We start from the raw sequence: 19,143 nt of genomic DNA on the forward strand, positions 1-19,143 counted from the left end.
CCAATTGTATTTAGGGAAAGCCTCTCGCACTTTTTTTAGCGAGAGGCTTTCTTTTTTTACTGCCAGAGCTGTCTGTCAAAAAAACATCTTGGCTTTGTAACCCTAGGTCTGTTACTGCGTTAAAGCTATCATAACCGACTTACAAGAAGTTGGATAAGCACCTGTCGTAAAATTGCCGGCTGTAGAGCTTCTACCACGGAATGGTTAACAAACCGAGGTAGTAAAATCGTACATGCCCATCGCAAGCTTCTTCAGGCAAAGGCTATTCAACGGAATTATTTATCGTCAGTTATAAAAGAAAGCCTCCCGCTATTCAATCAGCGGGAGGCTTTCTGATTTTACTCATGGATAGAACCCGATTTTTTGGATTGCCCGGATCTTGCTTAAATAAAAAAGGGACACGCTATTCTGCGTGTCCCTTTTTTGTACGTTGGATTGACTAAGGAATCCGTGTAATCCGAAAAATACGGTTCAATCCGTGATTTACGCGTTTGCGTCGGGGTGCGGTGCGTTCTCCGACTTGCTGTACTCTGGCTTCATTTGCGGGAAGAAGAGCACATCCTGAATGGAGTTGGAGTTGGTCATAATCATGCTCAGACGGTCGATGCCAATACCAAGGCCGGCAGTAGGGGGCATGCCGTACTCCAGGGCGCGCAGGAAGTCCTCATCGAGCACCATGGCTTCCGTATCGCCGCGCTTCCCTAGCTCCAACTGGTCCTCAAACCGGGCACGCTGGTCGATGGGGTCATTCAGCTCCGAGAAGGCATTGCAGATTTCCTTACCGTTGCAGATGGCCTCAAAGCGCTCTACCAAGCCAGGCTTGCTGCGGTGCTTTTTAGCCAGCGGCGACATCTCTACGGGGTAATCGGTAATGAAGGTGGGCTGAATAAGCTTGGGCTCAACGTGCTCCCCAAAAATTTCGTCGATGATTTTAGCTTTGCCCATGCTTGGGTCGAGGCCTACTTTCAGCTCTTTGGCCGCCGCGCGCAGTTCGTCTTCGCTCTTGCCGTCAATGTTGAAGCCCGTGAAATGCTCAATAGACTCAGCCATGGTGAAGCGCTTCCAGGGGCGCTGGAAGTTGATGAGGTTGTCGCCGACCTGCACTTCGGTTTTACCGTGCAGGGCCAGGGCCACGCGCTCCACCATTTCTTCTACCAGGTCCATCATCCAGTAGTAGTCTTTGTAGGCTACGTACAGCTCCATCTGAGTGAACTCCGGGTTGTGGAACCGGCTCATGCCCTCGTTGCGGAAGTCCTTCGAGAATTCGTACACGCCATCAAAGCCACCCACAATCAGGCGCTTCAGGTACAGCTCGTTGGCAATGCGCAGGTACAGCGTCATGTCCAGCGTGTTGTGGTGCGTTTTGAATGGGCGTGCCGCTGCACCACCATACAAGGGCTGCAGGATGGGCGTTTCCACCTCCAGGTAGCCTTTGTCGTTCAAGTAATTGCGCATGGCCTGCACCAGCTGCGTCCGCTTCACAAATGCGTCGCGCACGTGCGGGTTCACCACCAAATCCACGTAGCGCTGACGGTAGCGCTGCTCGGGGTCCGTGAAGGCGTCGTAGGTGATTTTCTCACCCGTGGTCTCATCTGTACGCTCTTTTACGACCGGCAATGGGCGCAGGCTCTTGCTCAGCAGCGTAAAGCCGGTTACGTGCACCGAGGTTTCGCCTACCATCGTCTTGAAGATGTGGCCTTTCACGCCCACAAAGTCGCCTAGGTCTACCAGCTTCTTGAACACGGTGTTATAAAGCTCTTTGTCTTCGCCGGGGCAGATTTCGTCGCGGTTGATATAGAGCTGAATTCGGCCCGAGGCATCCTGCAATTCCGCAAACGAGGCTTTCCCTTTTACCCGAATCGACATCAGCCGGCCCGCCAGGCTTACATCCTGGAAGTTATTGAGCTCAGGGTGGTAGTTATCGAGAATTTCCTGGGCGTAGAAGTTCACGTCGAATAACTCGGACGGATACGGCTCAATGCCGAGCTTCTGGAGCTCTTCCAGTTTATTACGACGGATTATCTCCTGTTCGCTGAGGTGATGCATAGTGCGAGGGGGTAAAAACAAAGCCCGCGTGGGGCTGGTCAAGTCAAGCTGCAAAAATAGCGCGGCTCACACACTTATTTGCATAAACCAACGAAGAGTTGGATGGTTGGGCCCGAATAGGAGGGTAGTAGCCATATAGGCAAACAAAAAGCGCCAGCCCAAAGGGCCAGCGCTTACGTGTATATGCAGTAAGACTACAAAAAAGATCAGGTGACTTAGGCCGCCATTCGCATGGTCGGTTCGTTGTCGCGGAGCTGAGGCTCAACGCGGGTGTGTAGGCGTTCCTGCACAAACGAGTTCTGCAGGTGCTTAGGCAGCTCTTGTACTAGCTGCTGGTAGCGCTCAAGGCCTACAGCTTTCGCCACGTAGGTTTCATGAATGCCGTTGAGGTAGCTCACAATATTGAGCAGCGACTGGTGGAAAAGCTTGAAGTCAATCTCGGCTTCCACGTAGCGCTCAATCTCGCGGCTGGTTTGCGAGATACGCAGGCGGCCCAATAGGTCGAAGATGGTGGTATAGCCTAAGCGCCACGTAATCTGCTGCCAATGCGAAGCCGTCCATTTGTCCAGCACCTTGCCGGTCTTCTGGCTACGCAGGGCCGTGTTGGGGTTGGCCTGTACTTGCTGCCTAGTCCACTGGGCCTTCATCTTGCGGGTAGTGCGCAAGAACTGACCAATCTGGGCCTGAGCATCAATTTCCTTGCTGGCAATATGTAGCCCCGCCTTGTAGCCCGCTAGGGGCAAGCGGTGAATGCTAAAGTCGCCGTACGCGCCAGCCGCATAAAACGAAACCGGACGCGGATAGGCATTGCGCACTACTAAGCGGCCCACCTCCCGGTTGATAAGCGAAGGGTTATTGCTGCGTACGCCCGCCGTGTAAAGGAACGCCTGCAAGCCAGCCATAATGGTATGGTGAGCCTGTGGGAACGTCCAGTGCAAGGCATTGCGCAGGTAGTCTTCGTCGCCTAGCTCAGCGGTAGAGCGAAGCGCGTACTCTGTGCTCCAGGAGGCATGCAGCATTTTGCTGATGGCCTGAATGTCCGTCTCTGCAAGCTCAGCCTGATGTGCCCGGAAGAACGGCAGGTGCTGTAAGCCACCCATGGCATCATCACCTTCCTGAATGTGATAGTTAATAGCGAAGAAGTAGTTGAGAAACACCTGGGCCGGAATCGATTTGCGCCAGATTTCCTCTGCCTGTTTCTGCTCGTCCGTAACGAGTGGAATGATGTTCGTTTCCATGTTCATCGTTGTCATGCTTAGTAAACCAAGTTACTAAGAATTGAGTTCATATTTGCTAAAAATATTGGGCAAATATGCATCGTAATTAATATGCTGATAATCAGAAAGTTGTATGAGGAAAAATGGTTGTAAATACGGGGTGTTTTTTAGGTCGATTTACTAAAGGAAATTGCGTGAATATAACGGGCAAGAAAAAGCCTCCGTCCCTAGGTAGGGCGGAGGCTTAAACCTATTCGGAAGCGGTACGCGCAGATCTTAAATTTGGTCTTGCAGTACTGCTACGGCTTCACGCAACGTGATATCCTTCTTCAAAGGCTTCACAAAGCGCGAGGCACGGTTCACCTTAATGGTATCAGCACCTAACTGGCGCAGGTCCGTCGTCAAAGGAGCAATAGCCATAGCCTGAGCCGCATTCTGGATAGTTTCGTATTTATCCGACTCTACCTTAGCCTGTGCTTGCTCAGCGCGGTAGTTAGCCAACTGCAACGATACTTTGGTGTCGTCCTTACGCTTTACCATGCGCTGTACCATACCGGAAAGCTGCTTAAAGCTAGGGCTGGCGTTTACACGAGCGATGCTAGCTTGGCGAAGCTTATCGATAGCTGGAGCACCGTTATAAGAACGGTAGCGAGCCGGCGTAATTTCATCCCACTTCAAGGGGTAGTCAGTCTCCTTTTCACCCTGATCCAAATAGCTGTAAGCATCGGGCAGAATGATATCCGGAATTACACCCTTAAACTGAGTTGAGCCACCATTGATGCGGTAAAACTTCTGGGTAGTCAGCTTCAGCGAACCAAAAGGCTTGATGCTGTTGAACTCAGCCGGCATGGCTTCATCCAGGTCGAAGATGCGCTGTACCGTGCCTTTGCCATAGGTGCTGGCTGAGCCCATTACTACGCCACGCTTATAGTCCTGAATAGCCGCAGCCAGAATTTCGGAGGCCGAGGCACTGTACTTGTTTACTAGCACCACCAGCGGGCCGCCGTACTGAATGCGGGGGTCACGGTCGTTGAGGATGGTAGCGGGGCCTTGGCCGCCGCGTACCTGCACTACCGGGCCGCTCTCTACAAACAGACCCGCCATTTCTACGGCGTCCTGCAAAGAGCCACCACCATTAAAGCGCAGGTCAAGTACTACGCCCTGCACGTTTTCAGCTTTCAGCTTCTCCAGTTCCTTCTTCACGTCAGCGGCCGAGCTACGACCACCGTTATCGTTGAAGTCGGCATAGAAGTTAGGCAGCTTAATGTAACCCAGCTTTTTGCCACCATCCTGAATAGTAGCCGACTGTGCGTAGGTTTCTTCAATTACTACTACATCCCGGATAATCGAAATGATTTTCGTGCTGGCATCCGGCTTTTTTACCGTTAGGCGTACTTCAGTGCCTTTCTTGCCTTTGATCAGCGACACAGCCTTATCCAAGCGCATACCTTCAATAGAAACCGGCTCATCAGCACCCTGTGCTACACGCATAATGATATCGCCGGCTTTCAACTCGCCTTGGCGGTATGATGCGCTACCTGGGATAATGTCAGAAACCTTAATCTGGCCATCTTTCTCCTGCAACGATGCACCAATACCCTCGAAGCGGCCCGTCATGGCGATATCAAACGTTTCCTTATCGCGAGGTGCGAAGTACTCCGTGTGGGGGTCATAGGTGTTAGCAATGGTATTAGCATACATAGCCAACCGGTCGTTGGCATCTGACTGCTGCAGATCTTTGAAGTACTCATCAAAATACTTCATTACACGCTTGCGTGCCTCTGCTTCCATTTGCTCCGGAGTACGCATTGGCTCGGAGGTGGTAGCGGGCGAAGGGGTAGCCGAAGTTGAAGCCAGCGGCTTATCCTTCTTCTTGGCCTGCTCGTCCATCATTTCCGAAACCCGGACCATCGTCTGGTATTTCAGAAACTTGCGCCACTCTTCGCGCTGTGCTGCTGCATTGGCGGCAAAGTTGGTTTTGTCAGGCTCTGTTTCGAAGCTTTCCTCCGTAGTGAAGTCGAACGGCTTCGACAGAATATCCCGATACAGCGTCTGAATATCCTTTACCCGCTGCTGCATCAGCTGCGTGCTCAGATCCAGGAACTCATGCGTGCCGCGCTGCACCTGGTTATCAATATCATTCTGGTACTTGCGGAGCTGCTCTACATCAGACTGAAGCAAAAACTTCTTGCTGCCATCAACACGCTTGAGGTACAGATCAAACACCCGCTTGGAGAAGGCATCATCAATACGCTCTGGCTGATAGTGGGCCGCGCTTAGGCCCTGGAGCATGGCCTTTATCAGGACTTCATCCTTCTGGGGGGAACGGCCGTCGTTGCGCCGGTACAGCTTATAGGAAGCCAGCACAAACACCGCCAGCAACACCGAGGCATATAGGCCTATCTTTAGTCGGGGGGAAGACATGAATAATCGAAATGAGATGAGGGAAATTCTGAGCTAGGCTAGCGCCTGTAAGATAGGCTACGCAGGGGGCAGACTATCGGTTGATACGAAAACGCCATTGTTAGCTAAATAAGTGCCAAAACTAAAAGCGCATTCTTCAGCTAAGGTTGAAAAAATAAGGCGAAAGGTTGCATATACCTTGCCTTAGCAATTGGATATATAGTAGGTACCTGGCAATTACGCACGTAAAAATGAATTAGCCATCAACTATGTTTCAGCTGATACCATAAAAAAGGCCCTCCCTAAAGATAGGGAGGGCCTTTTATACTTAAAGAAGCACTGCTAGTTACTAGTAACGACGCACCTTGTCGCCGTTATGACGACGGAATTCTTCTTCGAAATAGCGAGCATCTTCTTCGTTACGGGGTTTAACGCCCATTACAATACCGCCATTTTTCACGTCTGACTCATATTCAGCAGCGTGCTCCTCAGGAATACCTGAACCTACGAGGGCACCTACTAGGCCACCCGTCAGGCCACCAGCACCGGCACCAGCCAAGGCAGCGGCAATAGGACCAGCAATTACGAGGCCAAGGCCGGGCAATGCTACTGAAGTACCAATGGCAGCTATAGCGCCAATGATAGCACCAGCAGTACCACCAATAGCAGAACCTACACCAGCACCTTCCATAGCTTTGTCGCCGAGGTCAGTGTCAGGAGTGTTTTCGCCAAAGTGAGCTTTGCGGGTGTCGTCCGACATCAGCACGTTCACATCATCTTTGCTATAGCCACGCGAAGAAAGCGACTGGTATGCACGCTCAGCGCTGCTACGGTCACGGAAAGTGCCATAGGTATGGCTGCTGCCTGAGCCGTAAGTAGTATTGCTGCCAGTTACTGCACGAGCAGCGTCGCCAGCGGCGTTTTGAGTAGCATCAATGCCAGCACCTACGGCTGCACCAACCGAACCAGCGGCGGCTGCACCTTTTTGCGTGGCACTATGGTCATGATGAGGATTTGAATCGGAGCTCAGGCCACCCTGATTAGAGTAGTCGCCAGTGCTAGAGTTACCCATGTTACCGCTCGAGTTCGTGCTGCCAGTACCTGCGCTGTAGCCGCTACCTGCATTGCTGCCAGCAGCACCAGTGCCATAATTTGCGCCTGAGCCAGTACCTGTGTTCGTCGGGTTGTTCGAATCGTTGGTGTTCATGTGGGGGTGAGGGTTGAATGAATGATAGGAGAGAGACACCCCGCCGGACTGGAAAGGGAAAGGACGTGTCCGGTGGAGGTTTCACAAGGCTTAACGGTAGGTCTCTTGCTGGGGTTGCAATAAAATTCCGACTTAAGCCTCTTTATTCATTCAATATTCACATTATAAGCCCCACAACAGGCTTTTGGTATTACCCAAATTGTTCATAGTTGGCTTCCTCTTTCCAGAAAGCCCGGCATTCTCGTCGCATGGTCTTAAGGAAATCCTCTTCCTGCTTTAAGGTCCTCCATTCGCCTAGGCCCAGCCGCTCGCACAACTTATAAAAGTTGTCGCCTTGCCCTTTGGATCCTTCCACTTTTACCAAACAGCTCAGAATAGGACGACCCGCTTGGTACTCGTTTTCGGAAATCTCAGCGAGGATTTCGTTTAGCCGGGCTTTCTCGTGAGAAATTTCCAGGTTAAAGCCCAACTCGGCCTCCTGTACTAGGTTGAGGTAGCTGGTAGTGCCTACCTGTGTGCGGGCAAAACGGATAAGATGGCTGCGTACTCGGCCGGTCATGTGAGGGGCAATAGAGGGAACGAAAGCGGAATGTAATAAAAAAAACACCCGCTGCCTCGGATACAAACCGAAGCAACGGGCTCATGCTAACCAAAACTATGCCGCTCAGCTAAATATGATTTACGGACGGACCTTCCGGCGCTCCATTTCTTTCTTAATGAGTAGAAACTCCCGGCTGCTTTGGCCGGCAATAGCCGTGTTTTCGTCGGCACGGCGCAGCAGATAGGGCATTACTGCTTCTACCGGGCCATAGGGTACATATTTAGCGGTGTTGTAGCCGGCATTTGCCAGGTTATAGCTCAGGTTGTCGCTCATGCCATATAGCTGGGCAAACCAGATACGCGGATCGTTGGCCCGCAGTCCCTGCTTTTGCATTAGCTCCGTGAGCAGCAAGGAGCTTGCCTCATTGTGAGTGCCGGCGCAAATACTGATGCGGTCAACGTGCGCTACACAATACCGAAGCGCCTCATTGTACAGATCATCGGTGGCTTGCTTGCTGGAGTTGATAGGGTTTTGGCGGCTTTGTTGCGCGGCTACCCGGCCTTCCTTTTCCATGTAAGCGCCCCGTACCAACTTGCCGCCTAGGTAATATCCATCGGCTTCCGCATCGGCGCAAGCCTTCTGGATTGCATCGAGCCGATCATGACGATACAGTTGGTACGTGTTCCAGACAATAGCCGACTCACGGTTGTAGCGCTGCATCATGGCATATGCCAGCTGATCAATGGTTTCCTGGAACCAGCTCTCTTCTGCATCAATGAAAACCCGCACACCGTACTGGTGTGCCCGGGCACAAATAGCGTTAACGCGCTTTTTTGTCCGCTCGAAGCTTTCCTGCTCGGCCACCGTAAGGGGCTTGCCGGCCTGCACCTTTTCCAGAATAACGGCATCACCAACGCCCGTTACTTTGAACACCGAAAACGGAATGTTCTGAGAGCGGTGCGCCAGGTCAATGGTAGCAAGAATTTCGGTGGTGGTGGCGTCGAAGCTTTTGTCGTTGCCCTCGCCTTCCACGGAGTAATCCAGAATGGTTCCGATGTGGTAGCGGCCTAGCTCCTTAATAACGGGCAAGCACTCCTGAATGGATTCGCCCCCGCAGAACTGGCTGAAAATAGAGTTTTTGATAATGAACTTGGAGCCAGGCAGGTGCCACTTCAGCGCCGCTTTCATGAGCCCTCCGCCGGTCTTGACCAACGAATTGTTGTTCATGGCAGCAAAGAGCGCATACATTTTGCGCAACTCCCCATCAGACTTGGAGGCGAAGGCAACGGCGGTATCTTCGAAGGAAACGGGCGGGGCTTGAGTTTCAGGCATCGGGTGGAAGGTTTGAACGGCAATGGGTGGTGAGTTGCCGCCACAAAGATAGCCGGTAAACATTCTTTTAGGCAGTATAGTTGCGCCACCTGCTAGGCATTGCTGGGCGCTGATATCCTCTGCCTTATCAGTGCTGATGTGCTATAATGCTACTTTATCTGCCCAAATCTCCAGGGCACTAGCCCATCTGAAATAAGAAACCCTTGCGGAAAGAGTGTTTACTCATTCTGCAAGGGTTTTCATGTATTGAACCAGCCGCATTGGGTAGTAGCTGGCTGTGGTTAGTAAGGCTTGGTGGTAGGCAGCTGGGCCGACACTTCCGGGACTACCCGCGTATACGTATGCTCTGAAAGCTTACCACTCGCATCCTGCAAGCGCAAGCGGTTGCCTGATAAGGAGTAGAACTGGTTGCTTTGATAGCCTCGGTATATAATGACATGGCGAGAAGGCTCGCCTAAGCCGCCTTTAACGCGCCGAACTGAGAATACGGCGGCACTTACTAGGCTGCCATCCTGATAAAACCGGGCGCGGCCCCGACGGTCGAATTCAACTTCTACCCGATGGCCCGTGTTTGTTGGGGTGAGTAGGTGTTGGCTGCTGGCAGTGGTTTGCTGCCATTCCCAACGCCCAACTAGTTTTTCTTCTGCCGTAGGCAAGGACTCGCGGTTGCAAGCCCCACATAGTAACCCGATACCCGATACTGTCATGACGAATACGCCACGATTAAAGGAAGTCATAATAGAATAGAAGTAAGTTGCATTGTGTGGGCTGAAGCTGGGTGCTATAGTTGCATCAAATCAAGCTATTTTTGTCCGATTTCTTGCAAAGGTTGGGCCAAAAAATTTTTTAAACTCAGATAATTTTGAACAAAAACCTGTTTATAGGATTCAATGCGCTGTCTGAACTAGCCGATTTGCTGCTGCGGCCGGCTGTAAGTCAGGTAGTTGTGCTAGCTGATTCTACCACGGCCCGCCAGTGTGTGCCTTTGTTAGAAAAATTCCTTCCAGCCGGCTATACCTTGGTGGAGTTCCCAGCCGGCGAGGAATACAAAAACCTGGACACGTGCGAGGCCGTATGGACGCGGTTAACCGAAGCCCGAGCTGATCGGCACGCTGTGCTGGTAAACGTAGGCGGAGGCGTGGTTACCGACCTAGGTGGTTTCTGCGCATCCTTGTATAAGCGTGGCATCCGGTTTGTGCAGGTGCCTACCACCTTGCTAGCTCAGGTTGATGCCAGCATCGGGGGCAAAACCGGCGTCGATTTTATGGGCTTCAAAAACCAAATTGGCGTTTTTCAGGAGCCCGCCGCTGTTTGCATCGACCCTCGCTTTCTGGCTACGCTTGACCCCCGCCAGCTTAAATCAGGCTACGCAGAGGTGGTAAAGCACTGGCTTATTGCTGATGCCCAGGCTTTCATCGAAAACCGGAACATTGGGGTGATGGTGGAGGACTGGACGCCGATTATTGAGGCCTCGGTGGCGCTGAAGCAACGGATTGTAGAGCAGGACCCCCTGGAAAGCGGACTGCGCAAGCTGCTCAACTTCGGCCACACGGTAGGGCACGCCCTGGAAAGCTATCTGTTGCTACAGCCCGGGCGCGAAATACTACACGGTGAGGCCGTGGCGGCCGGTATGGTTTGCGAAGCGTGGCTAAGCCACCATAAAGGGCTGCTGAGCGCCGACGAGCTGGACCGGATTGAAACGTTCCTGTTTTCGATCTATGAGAAAGTGCAGTTTGTGACCTTGGAAGCCAATGCTATTGCCGATTTTGCGCGCCAAGACAAGAAAAACTCCGGCAATACCATACAGTGTACACTGTTAGAAGCCATTGGCCAGGGGGTATATGATCAGCCGGTAACGGTAGAGGAAATTGCGGAGTCGTTGCGGTATTACCACCGTTTGTAGCAACTTCATGAAACGGAGCTCCAGCTCTGTTTGCTACCCCTCTGGCCGGTTTGAAGTGGGCAGAGGGGTAGCGTATTTTTCACGAAGGGCGGGCTGGAGCTGCGCCCTGCAAGCCTGAAGTGCCATTAATACTTCTGTAACTATTGCCTGGCCAACTGGCCCACTGCGGGGCACGGCGCAGGTTCCTGCCTCGAAAAGCGAAAGCAACCGAGCCCTGATTATTCAGGCGCTGGCCGGCGGCGGAGAGCTGCACAACCTTTCCGACGCCAACGATACGCAACTCATGCAGCGCCTGCTGCAAAACCCGGCCGCGCCGCTTTTCGACGCCGAAGATGCTGGTACGGTGATGCGCTTTCTCACAGCTTATCTCGCCATGACCGGCCGCCAAACCCAGCTCACGGGCACGGCACGCATGAAAGAGCGCCCTATCGCTGTGCTAGTTGATGCACTCTGCCAGCTAGGTGCCCGCATTGAGTATACTGGCGAAGAGGGCTACCCACCGCTGCGCCTCGATGGCCGTACGCCCCAGCCCGCCACTGAAACTGATGATTTTGCCGAACTAACCGTGCGCGGCGACATCAGCAGCCAGTACATTTCAGCCTTGCTGATGGTGGGCCCCACTTTGCCTCATGGCCTGCGCGTGTGGCTGACCGGTAAGGTAGGATCCCGCCCCTATATCCGGATGACGCAGGCGCTGATGCAGCACTTTGGGGCTGAGTGCCGCGACCTGGGCGAAGTGCTGGAGGTGCGCCCGCAGGCCTATCAGCCTACCGACTACACCGTGGAAGGTGACTGGTCGGCGGCCAGCTATTGGTATGCGATGGTGGCGTTGGCACCTGCGGGCTCCCATCTCACGCTGCCCACCTTGCGCCGCTACTCCTGGCAGGGCGACCAAGCCATCGTCGGGATTATGGAGAAGCTGGGTGTGCAAACCGAGTTTTTGGCTGATGAAGCGGTGCGCCTTACCCAAATTCCGCCGGCTACTTCACTCACGCAAGACTTCACCGACTGCCCCGACCTAGCCCAAACGGTAGCCGTGGTTGCCGCCGCGTTAGGAGTGCCCACCGAAATGACCGGCCTGGAAAGCCTGCGCATCAAGGAAACGGACCGCATTGCCGCGCTTCAGGCGGAGCTGGCGAAGTTTGGCGGCTCCCTTACTGATGCGGGCGAAGGTCGGTTTATAGTTGGGGCCGCAAACTTTCAGGTACAGGGCCAGCACGTGGCTACCTACCACGACCACCGCATGGCTATGGCCTTTGCTCCACTAGCCCTGCGCGGCGCCCTAACCATCGAGGCGCCTCAGGTGGTGCGCAAATCGTACCCGCAGTTTTGGCAAGAACTGCAAAAGGTGGGGTTCGAAGTGCAGTAATAAAAAGCTGATTAACAATGCAAAACCTGAAAGCCTACTTACTCGATACCAGAGTGAGTAGGCTTTCGGGTTATAAAAGCCTAGTGTTGTTGCAACTCTTGGAAATACACCGCTGAGTGGCGCAGCCTACTGCCGTACCAACTGAACAACTCGCCGTCTACCACCCGCACAGTAGCTTCCGGACAAAGCGCCTGAAACTCGGCTAGGTGTTTTTGGCTGAATGGATAGGGCTCTGAAGAAAGCAAAATCTGCTGGGGCATAGCGGCTTGCAGCAGTTCAGCCGTAACTTCGGGGTAGCGTCCGAGGTGGCCGAATACGTTGGAAAAACCAGCTCGCGCCAGCATATCGGTAATAAACGTGCCGCCCGCTGCCACCATATAAGGCTTACGCCAGATGAAGTATGCCGCAGTTGTCATCTCAGCTGGTGTGGTAAGCTCCGCGAAGGAGGTTGCTATGCTGGTGGCCATTTGTTCTGCTGCGTCCTTACGCCCCATGATAAACCCCACCCGCCGAATCATGTCCAGTGAATCGTCAAGGGTCGTGATATCACTCATCCAGACAGGAAACATGTCTGCTAGCTGCTCTATGCCTTCCTGGTAGTTTTCTTCCTTGTTGCCAATAATCAGGTCTGGTTTCAACTCGGCAATCTGCTCGAAGTGGAAGTTTTTGGTACCACCAATAACAGCTGCATGAGAACGAGCTTCTGCCGGATGGATACAAAACTTCGTGACGCCCACTACCTGCTCTGCTAGCCCCAAATCATAGAGCAACTCCGTCTGGGAAGGTACCAGTGACACAATACGCCGCGGCGGAAACGGAACGGCCACACGGCGGTTCATTTGATCCGTAACAGTAAGCGGAAGGCTAGGAATAGGAGGCAGATCCATAGAAAGCAAAGTAAAGCATCCGAACTAAAAAAGGCCTTGCCCAACGCAACGCACGCTGGCAAGGCCTTTTGCTAGGCTTGGGTAAACCGTAAAGTCTTACGAGAAGTACCGGAAATCGTGGCCGTCTTCAATACGGAGCAGGCACTCGTAGATGAGCTTGGTTACGTTCTCAACGTCGTCTTTGTGCACCGTTTCCACGGTGGTATGCATGTACTTGAGAGGTAGCGAAATCAGGGCCGAAGCTACGCCCGCGTTGGAGTACGCAAAGGCGTCCGTATCGGTGCCGGTAGCGCGGGTGGCGGCGGCGCGCTGGAAAGGAATCTCTGAGCTTGTGGCCGTTTCGATAATCAGGTCGCGCAGGTTGTTTTGCACGGCTGGGCCGTAGGTAATAACAGGGCCTTTGCCGCAGTGCAGGTCGCCGGAGGTTTTCTTCTCGTACATGGGCGCCTGCGTATCATGAATCACATCGGTAATGATAGCCACATCGGGCTGGATGCGGTGGGCAATCATCTCGGCGCCGCGCAGGCCTATTTCTTCCTGCACTGCATTCACGATGTAAAGGCCAAAGGGAAGGGTTTTATTATTCTCCTTCAGCATCCGGGCTACCTCCGCAATCATGAAACCACCAATGCGGTTGTCGAGCGCCCGGCCCACATAAAATTTGTCGTTGAGCACCGTGAATTCGTCCTCAAACGTCACGACGGAGCCTACATGGATGCCCATTTCCTCCACTTCTTCCTTGCTGGAAGCGCCGCAATCCAGGAACACTGTTTCTATAGTAGGCGCTTTATCTTGCTCTACCTTGCGCACGTGGATAGCGGGCCACCCGAAAACGGCTTTTACAATGCCTTTTTTGGTGTGAATGTTCACGCGCTTGCTAGGCGCCACCAAGGGGTCAGAGCCACCATTCTTGCGCAAATAGAGGTAGCCTTCCTTGGTGATGTAGTTAACGAAGTAGCTGATTTCATCGGCGTGCGCCTCAATCACCACCTTGTACTTGGCCTCCGGATTTACTACCCCCACTACCGTGCCGTACGTGTCCACGAAGTACTCGTCAATGTATGGTTTGATGTATTCCAGCCACAGTTGTTGGCCTTCTTTCTCAAAACCGGTAGGAGAAGGGTTATTGAGGTATTTCTGAAGGAAGTCGAATGATTCTTGGCGCATACACGAATGGCTCAAAAAGGTAAGAGAATCAAAAAATAACTACTGGGCGCTAGCTGCCGCGAGCCAGGCCTTCGGGATGTCAGCTTCTAGTCCTTGCGCTCCGGCTACACGGCCCGTAAAGCGACCTTCCTGCCGGAAACCCAGCTTTTCGTATAGCGCAATGGCGCGGGTGTTACTTTCCCGAACCAGTAGCTCTACCCGCGTAACCTGCGGAAACCGGTGTTGTACTTGGGCTAGTAGCTCCGTAAAAAGCCGGCGGCCCAAGTCTTGGCCCTGCGCAGCGGCGTCATTGGCAACCGTCAGGTCGCCGAGCACGTGCGCAAATATTTTCAGGCCAGAGGAGTACACGTGGATTTCGGCCACCAGCTGCCCATCCTGCTCAGCCACTAGCCCTACCCCGTGCGCCAAACTGCGACCCAAGAAATGCGCTACATAGTCAGCTGTAATTTCTTCTGGCTGCCGGGCCAAGCCACCAGATTCGCGCGACACTCGTTGGTAGAGGCTCTGAATAGCCGGAGCGTCCTGAAGGGTAGACGGGCGAATCTGGATAGGCATGGAAGCGGTACTAGAGCGGAATATTTCCGTGCTTCTTACGTGGCAGGGTATCCACTTTGTTTTCGAGCATTTTGAACGCCCGGATGAGCTTTTGGCGCGTCTGCGACGGCAGGATTACTTCATCTACGAAGCCACGATGCGCCGCGCGGTAGGGGGTAGCAAATTTTTGCTGATACTCATCTACTTTCTCCTGCAGCTTGGCTTCGGGGTCCTCGGCCTGCGCTATTTCACGCTTAAAGATGATTTCAGCGGCACCCTTAGCGCCCATCACCGCAATTTCGGCTGTTGGCCAAGCGTAGTTCATATCGGCCCCAATGTGCTTGGAGTTCATTACGTCATAGGCACCGCCGTAGGCTTTGCGGGTAATGACGGTGATACGCGGTACGGTAGCTTCGCAGAAAGCATACAGTAGCTTCGCACCATTCGTGATAATGCCACGCCATTCCTGGTCGGTGCCAGGCAGGAAACCAGGCACGTCTTCCAGCACCAGCAACGGAATATTAAACGAGTCGCAGAACCGTACGAAGCGAGCGGCTTTGGTGCTGGCATTGATGTCCAGCACGCCAGCCAACACAGCCGGCTGGTTACCTACGATTCCGATGCTGCGTCCACCCAGGCGAGCAAAGCCTACCACAATATTCTCAGCAAAGTTCTGGTGTACTTCCAGAAACGAATCCGCATCAATAATGCCCTCAATCACCTCCCGCATATCGTAGGGCTGATTGGGGTTTTCAGGGATAATGGTATCCAACACCGCGCGCGACTCGTCCTGGCCGGCCTCGTAAGGCAAAGCCGGAGCCGTTTCCTCGCAGTTTTGGGGCATGTAGCTCAACAGCGCCTTCAGGTGGTTGATGCATGCTACCTCGTTGGCGCAGCTAAAGTGCGTTACACCGCTTTTAGCCGAGTGAGTGCTGGCGCCGCCTAGCTCTTCACTGGTCACATTTTCATGCGTTACCGTCTTCACTACGTTCGGACCCGTCACGAACATGTAGCTCGTGTCTTCTACCATCAGAATGAAGTCGGTAATGGCGGGCGAGTACACCGCACCACCGGCGCACGGGCCCATAATTGCCGATAGCTGCGGTACTACTCCGGAGGCCAAGGTGTTTTTGTAGAAGATATCGGCATATCCGCCTAGGCTTACTACCCCTTCCTGAATCCGGGCTCCGCCTGAATCGTTGAGACCTATAACCGGCGCGCCATTCTTCATGGCTAGGTCCATGATCTTCACAATTTTCTCGGCGTGCGTTTCGCTGAGCGAGCCGCCAAACACCGTGAAATCTTGTGAGAAAACATACACCAAACGACCATTTACGGTGCCGTAGCCAGTTACTACCCCGTCGCCTAGGTAGTACTCCTTGTCCAAGCCGAAGTCCTTGGAGCGGTGCATTACAAACTTCCCTATTTCCTCGAACGAGCCTTCATCTAGAAGCAAGTCCACCCGCTCACGGGCCGTAAGCTTGCCTTTTTTATGTTGGGCATCGATTCGGGCCTGGCCGCCCCCTAGTAAGGCTTCCTGGTTTTTGCGGTCGAGAACTTCGAGTTTGCTTAGTTGGGCTTCAGCGTGCGGGTCAGACATTGGGTGGGCTTAAAGGGAGGTCAATGTAGCTACTTAGGTCAGGAAGCCAAAGGTAACGTACCGATAAAGAAAAGCCGCACCAGAATTCGGGGCCTCGCAGATCAAGCATGTAAAGCTTAGCAAAAAGAGGAAAGGTCCTTCTGCTTCGTTTCTGCCAAGAAATAGGATGAGCTAAAACACAAAAAACGGCCGGTTCCTATGCAGGAACCGGCCGTTTAATTGCTCTTGACGATTACTCGCCTTTCTTCTTGTTGTCCTTCGGCTCGTCGTCGCTAGGCTCGGGAGCTTCCTCAGGACGCTCGTCGCTAGCTAGGTTGAGCGCTTCACCGCTTTTGCTTACGGCGAAGGTCAGTTCCTCGGCGCCTTCCGCGAAGTCGGCCGTAATAACGTCACCCTGGGCAATTTCAGCTTTCAGGATTTCCTCCGCAATCGGATCTTCGATGTACTTCTGTATAGCACGGTTCAGCGGACGTGCACCGTACTTAGGATCATAGCCTTTCTCAGCTACAAAGTCCTTGGCGGCTTCAGTCAATTCTACACGGTAGCCCAGCGTCTGGATACGGCCCAACAGCTTCGACAGCGAAATGTCGATAATCTTGTGGATATCGGCTTTCTCCAGGGAGTTAAACACGATAACGTCATCCAAACGGTTCAGGAACTCGGGCGAGAAGGTTTTACGCAGGGCGTTGGTGATGGTGCCCTTTGTCAACTCATCCATGTTCTCCTGACGCGCCTTGGTTCCGAAACCAATACCAGCACCGAAGTCCTGCAGGTCACGAGCACCAATGTTCGAGGTCATGATGATGATAGTGTTCCGGAAGTCAACCTTACGGCCCAGACCATCAGTCAGGATACCATCGTCCAGCACTTGCAGCAGAATGTTGTATACATCTGGATGCGCTTTCTCAATCTCGTCGAGCAAGATAACGGAGTAGGGCTTACGGCGAATTTTTTCCGTCAGCTGACCACCCTCTTCATAGCCCACGTAGCCGGGAGGCGCGCCAACCAGGCGCGAGATGCTGAATTTCTCCATGTACTCCGACATATCAATTCGCACCAGCGAATCTTCTTTGTCGAAGAGGTACGTTGCCAGCACTTTAGCCAGCTCCGTTTTACCTACACCCGTTGGGCCTAGGAATACGAACGAACCGATAGGTTTCTTAGGATCTTTCAGGCCAACGCGGGTACGCTGGATGGCTTTCACCAATTGCTTGATGGCCTTGTCCTGACCGATCACGCGGCCTTGCAGCTCTTCGCCCATTTTCAGGAGTTTGGAGCTTTCGTTCTGGGCAACACGCGAGACCGGGATGCCCGTCATCATGGCAATCACCTCGGCCACGTTCTCCTCTTTCACCGTGTAGCGCTTCTTCTTGGTCTCCTCTTCCCAGTCCTTTTTGGCCTGCTCGAGTTGATCAATCAGCTTCTTTTCGGTATCGCGGAGCTTAGCGGCTTCCTCGTATTTCTGCGACTTCACCACGCGGTTTTTCTCGCCTTTAATGTTCTCAATCTGCTCTTCGAGCTTGAGAATGTCTTCGGGCACCACAATGTTGTTGATGTGCACGCGCGCACCAGCTTCGTCGAGAATGTCGATGGCTTTGTCTGGCAGGAAACGGTCCGACATATAGCGGTCCGACAGCTTCACGCAGGCCTCAATAGCCTTATCAGTGTACACCACATGGTGGTGGTCCTGATACTTGTCTTTGATGTTGTTCAGGATTTCAATGGTTTCCTCAGGCGTAGTAGGATCTACCATTACCATCTGGAAACGACGAGCCAAGGCGCCATCCTTCTCAATGTACTGACGGTACTCGTCGAGCGTAGTAGCGCCAATGCATTGGATTTCGCCACGGGCCAGAGCCGGCTTGAACATGTTGGAAGCGTCCAGCGAGCCAGAAGCTCCGCCAGCACCTACAATCGTGTGCAGTTCGTCAATGAACAGGATAACGTCCGGAGACTTTTCCAGCTCATTCATTACGGCCTTCATGCGCTCCTCAAACTGACCGCGGTACTTAGTACCAGCTACCAGCGAAGCCAGGTCGAGGGTAACTACGCGCTTGCCGAACAGCACCCGTGATACCTTCTTCTGAATGATGCGCAGGGCAAGGCCTTCAGCAATTGCCGTTTTACCTACACCAGGCTCACCAATTAGAATAGGGTTGTTCTTCTTGCGGCGCGACAGAATCTGAGCAACGCGCTCAATTTCTTTTTCGCGGCCTACAATAGGGTCAAGCTTGTCTTCCTCTGCGAGCTTGGTCAGGTCGCGGCCGAAGTTGTCAAGCACTGGAGTGCGCGACTTCTCATTGCCTTTTTTAGGGGTAGCACCGGCTCCGGCACCGCCGCGGCCTGCTGAGCCCCCAAAGAGGCGGTCGTTATCGTCGTCGTCGGCCTCGGGGCCGTTGGTGGGGTTGTTCGCCGTGTTACCGTGGTAGTCCAGCGAATCACGTACGGATTCGTAGTTCACGTTGAATTTGCTCAGGATTTGGGACGAAATATTGTCTTCATCGCGCAGAATCGACAGGAGCAAATGCTCGGTGCCAATAATTTCGCTTTTGAAGATTTTAGCTTCCAGGTAGGTAATCTTGAGAACTTTCTCGGTCTGCTTTGTCAGGGGGATAGAGCCGGTTATGCTCGTTCCCTGCGTAGCTGTATTGCGAGTGGCTTGCTCAAGGGCGTACTTCAGCTCGTCCACGGAAACGCCCAATTTCTTGAGCAGCCCGATGGCCGTGCCTTCCCCCTCGCGAATCATGCCCAGCAATAAGTGTTCGGTACCGATATAGTCGTGCCCAAGCCGGATGGCTTCCTCCCGGCTCAGGGAGATGACCTCCTTGACACGATTTGAGAATTTAGCTTCCATGCAGATAAGGTAGTGAAGAAAAACGGAACCCCGCAAGCACAAAATCAGGCATGTGCTGGCGGGTTAGGCCGCTGTATTCTGAA

Annotated in this window: 14 protein-coding genes; 2 read left to right on the forward strand and 12 right to left on the reverse strand. The window is 53.2% G+C overall.

What is annotated here, in order from left to right:
• Positions 1 to 483 precede the first annotated feature (483 nt).
• From lysS to ACYVGU_RS02120, 7 genes are all read right to left on the reverse strand, one after another.
• Positions 484 to 2,046, reverse strand: a complete 1,563-nt coding sequence (gene lysS / locus ACYVGU_RS02090) for a lysine--tRNA ligase (RefSeq protein ID WP_460620707.1) — start codon at positions 2,044 to 2,046, stop codon at positions 484 to 486.
• A gap of 215 nt (positions 2,047 to 2,261) precedes the next feature.
• Complete coding sequence (locus ACYVGU_RS02095; protein ID WP_460612714.1) at positions 2,262 to 3,299, reverse strand: hypothetical protein; 1,038 nt, start codon at positions 3,297 to 3,299, stop codon at positions 2,262 to 2,264.
• 240 nt (positions 3,300 to 3,539) lie between these two features.
• Complete coding sequence (locus ACYVGU_RS02100; protein ID WP_460612713.1) at positions 3,540 to 5,687, reverse strand: carboxy terminal-processing peptidase; 2,148 nt, start codon at positions 5,685 to 5,687, stop codon at positions 3,540 to 3,542.
• A 328-nt stretch (positions 5,688 to 6,015) separates the two neighbouring features.
• The gene (locus ACYVGU_RS02105) at positions 6,016 to 6,873 is read right to left on the reverse strand and encodes a hypothetical protein (RefSeq protein ID WP_460620708.1); all 858 of its coding nucleotides are present in this window, start codon (positions 6,871 to 6,873) and stop codon (positions 6,016 to 6,018) included.
• Positions 6,874 to 7,063: 190 nt separating this feature from the next.
• Positions 7,064 to 7,432, reverse strand: coding sequence for a hypothetical protein (locus ACYVGU_RS02110; RefSeq protein ID WP_460620709.1), 369 nt, complete (start codon positions 7,430 to 7,432; stop codon positions 7,064 to 7,066).
• A gap of 120 nt (positions 7,433 to 7,552) precedes the next feature.
• The gene (locus ACYVGU_RS02115; RefSeq protein WP_460620710.1) at positions 7,553 to 8,746 is read right to left on the reverse strand and encodes a proline dehydrogenase family protein; all 1,194 of its coding nucleotides are present in this window, start codon (positions 8,744 to 8,746) and stop codon (positions 7,553 to 7,555) included.
• A gap of 281 nt (positions 8,747 to 9,027) precedes the next feature.
• Positions 9,028 to 9,483 (reverse strand): hypothetical protein, encoded by a 456-nt coding sequence (locus ACYVGU_RS02120; RefSeq protein ID WP_460620711.1) that lies wholly within the window; start codon positions 9,481 to 9,483, stop codon positions 9,028 to 9,030.
• Between the two features lie 125 nt (positions 9,484 to 9,608).
• Here ACYVGU_RS02120 and aroB point away from each other — a divergent pair, with 125 nt between their 5' ends.
• Complete coding sequence (gene aroB / locus ACYVGU_RS02125) at positions 9,609 to 10,649, forward strand: 3-dehydroquinate synthase (RefSeq protein ID WP_460620712.1); 1,041 nt, start codon at positions 9,609 to 9,611, stop codon at positions 10,647 to 10,649.
• A gap of 283 nt (positions 10,650 to 10,932) precedes the next feature.
• Positions 10,933 to 12,018, forward strand: coding sequence for a 3-phosphoshikimate 1-carboxyvinyltransferase (locus tag ACYVGU_RS02130; protein ID WP_460620713.1), 1,086 nt, complete (start codon positions 10,933 to 10,935; stop codon positions 12,016 to 12,018).
• A gap of 80 nt (positions 12,019 to 12,098) precedes the next feature.
• On the opposite strand, the gene ACYVGU_RS02135 is transcribed toward ACYVGU_RS02130, so the two are convergent.
• From ACYVGU_RS02135 to ACYVGU_RS02155, 5 genes are all read right to left on the reverse strand, one after another.
• A complete protein-coding gene (locus ACYVGU_RS02135; RefSeq protein ID WP_460620714.1) occupies positions 12,099 to 12,905 on the reverse strand; it encodes a TroA family protein in 807 nt (268 codons plus the stop codon).
• A gap of 96 nt (positions 12,906 to 13,001) precedes the next feature.
• Positions 13,002 to 14,072, reverse strand: a complete 1,071-nt coding sequence (locus ACYVGU_RS02140; RefSeq protein WP_460620715.1) for a M42 family metallopeptidase — start codon at positions 14,070 to 14,072, stop codon at positions 13,002 to 13,004.
• Between the two features lie 39 nt (positions 14,073 to 14,111).
• The gene (locus tag ACYVGU_RS02145) at positions 14,112 to 14,627 is read right to left on the reverse strand and encodes a GNAT family N-acetyltransferase (RefSeq protein ID WP_460620716.1); all 516 of its coding nucleotides are present in this window, start codon (positions 14,625 to 14,627) and stop codon (positions 14,112 to 14,114) included.
• Between the two features lie 10 nt (positions 14,628 to 14,637).
• The gene (locus tag ACYVGU_RS02150) at positions 14,638 to 16,206 is read right to left on the reverse strand and encodes an acyl-CoA carboxylase subunit beta (protein ID WP_460620717.1); all 1,569 of its coding nucleotides are present in this window, start codon (positions 16,204 to 16,206) and stop codon (positions 14,638 to 14,640) included.
• Positions 16,207 to 16,438: 232 nt separating this feature from the next.
• Complete coding sequence (locus ACYVGU_RS02155; RefSeq protein ID WP_460612702.1) at positions 16,439 to 19,060, reverse strand: ATP-dependent Clp protease ATP-binding subunit; 2,622 nt, start codon at positions 19,058 to 19,060, stop codon at positions 16,439 to 16,441.
• Between the last annotated feature and the right edge of the window lie 83 nt (positions 19,061 to 19,143).

It is taken from the genome of Hymenobacter tenuis, assembly GCF_054780495.1.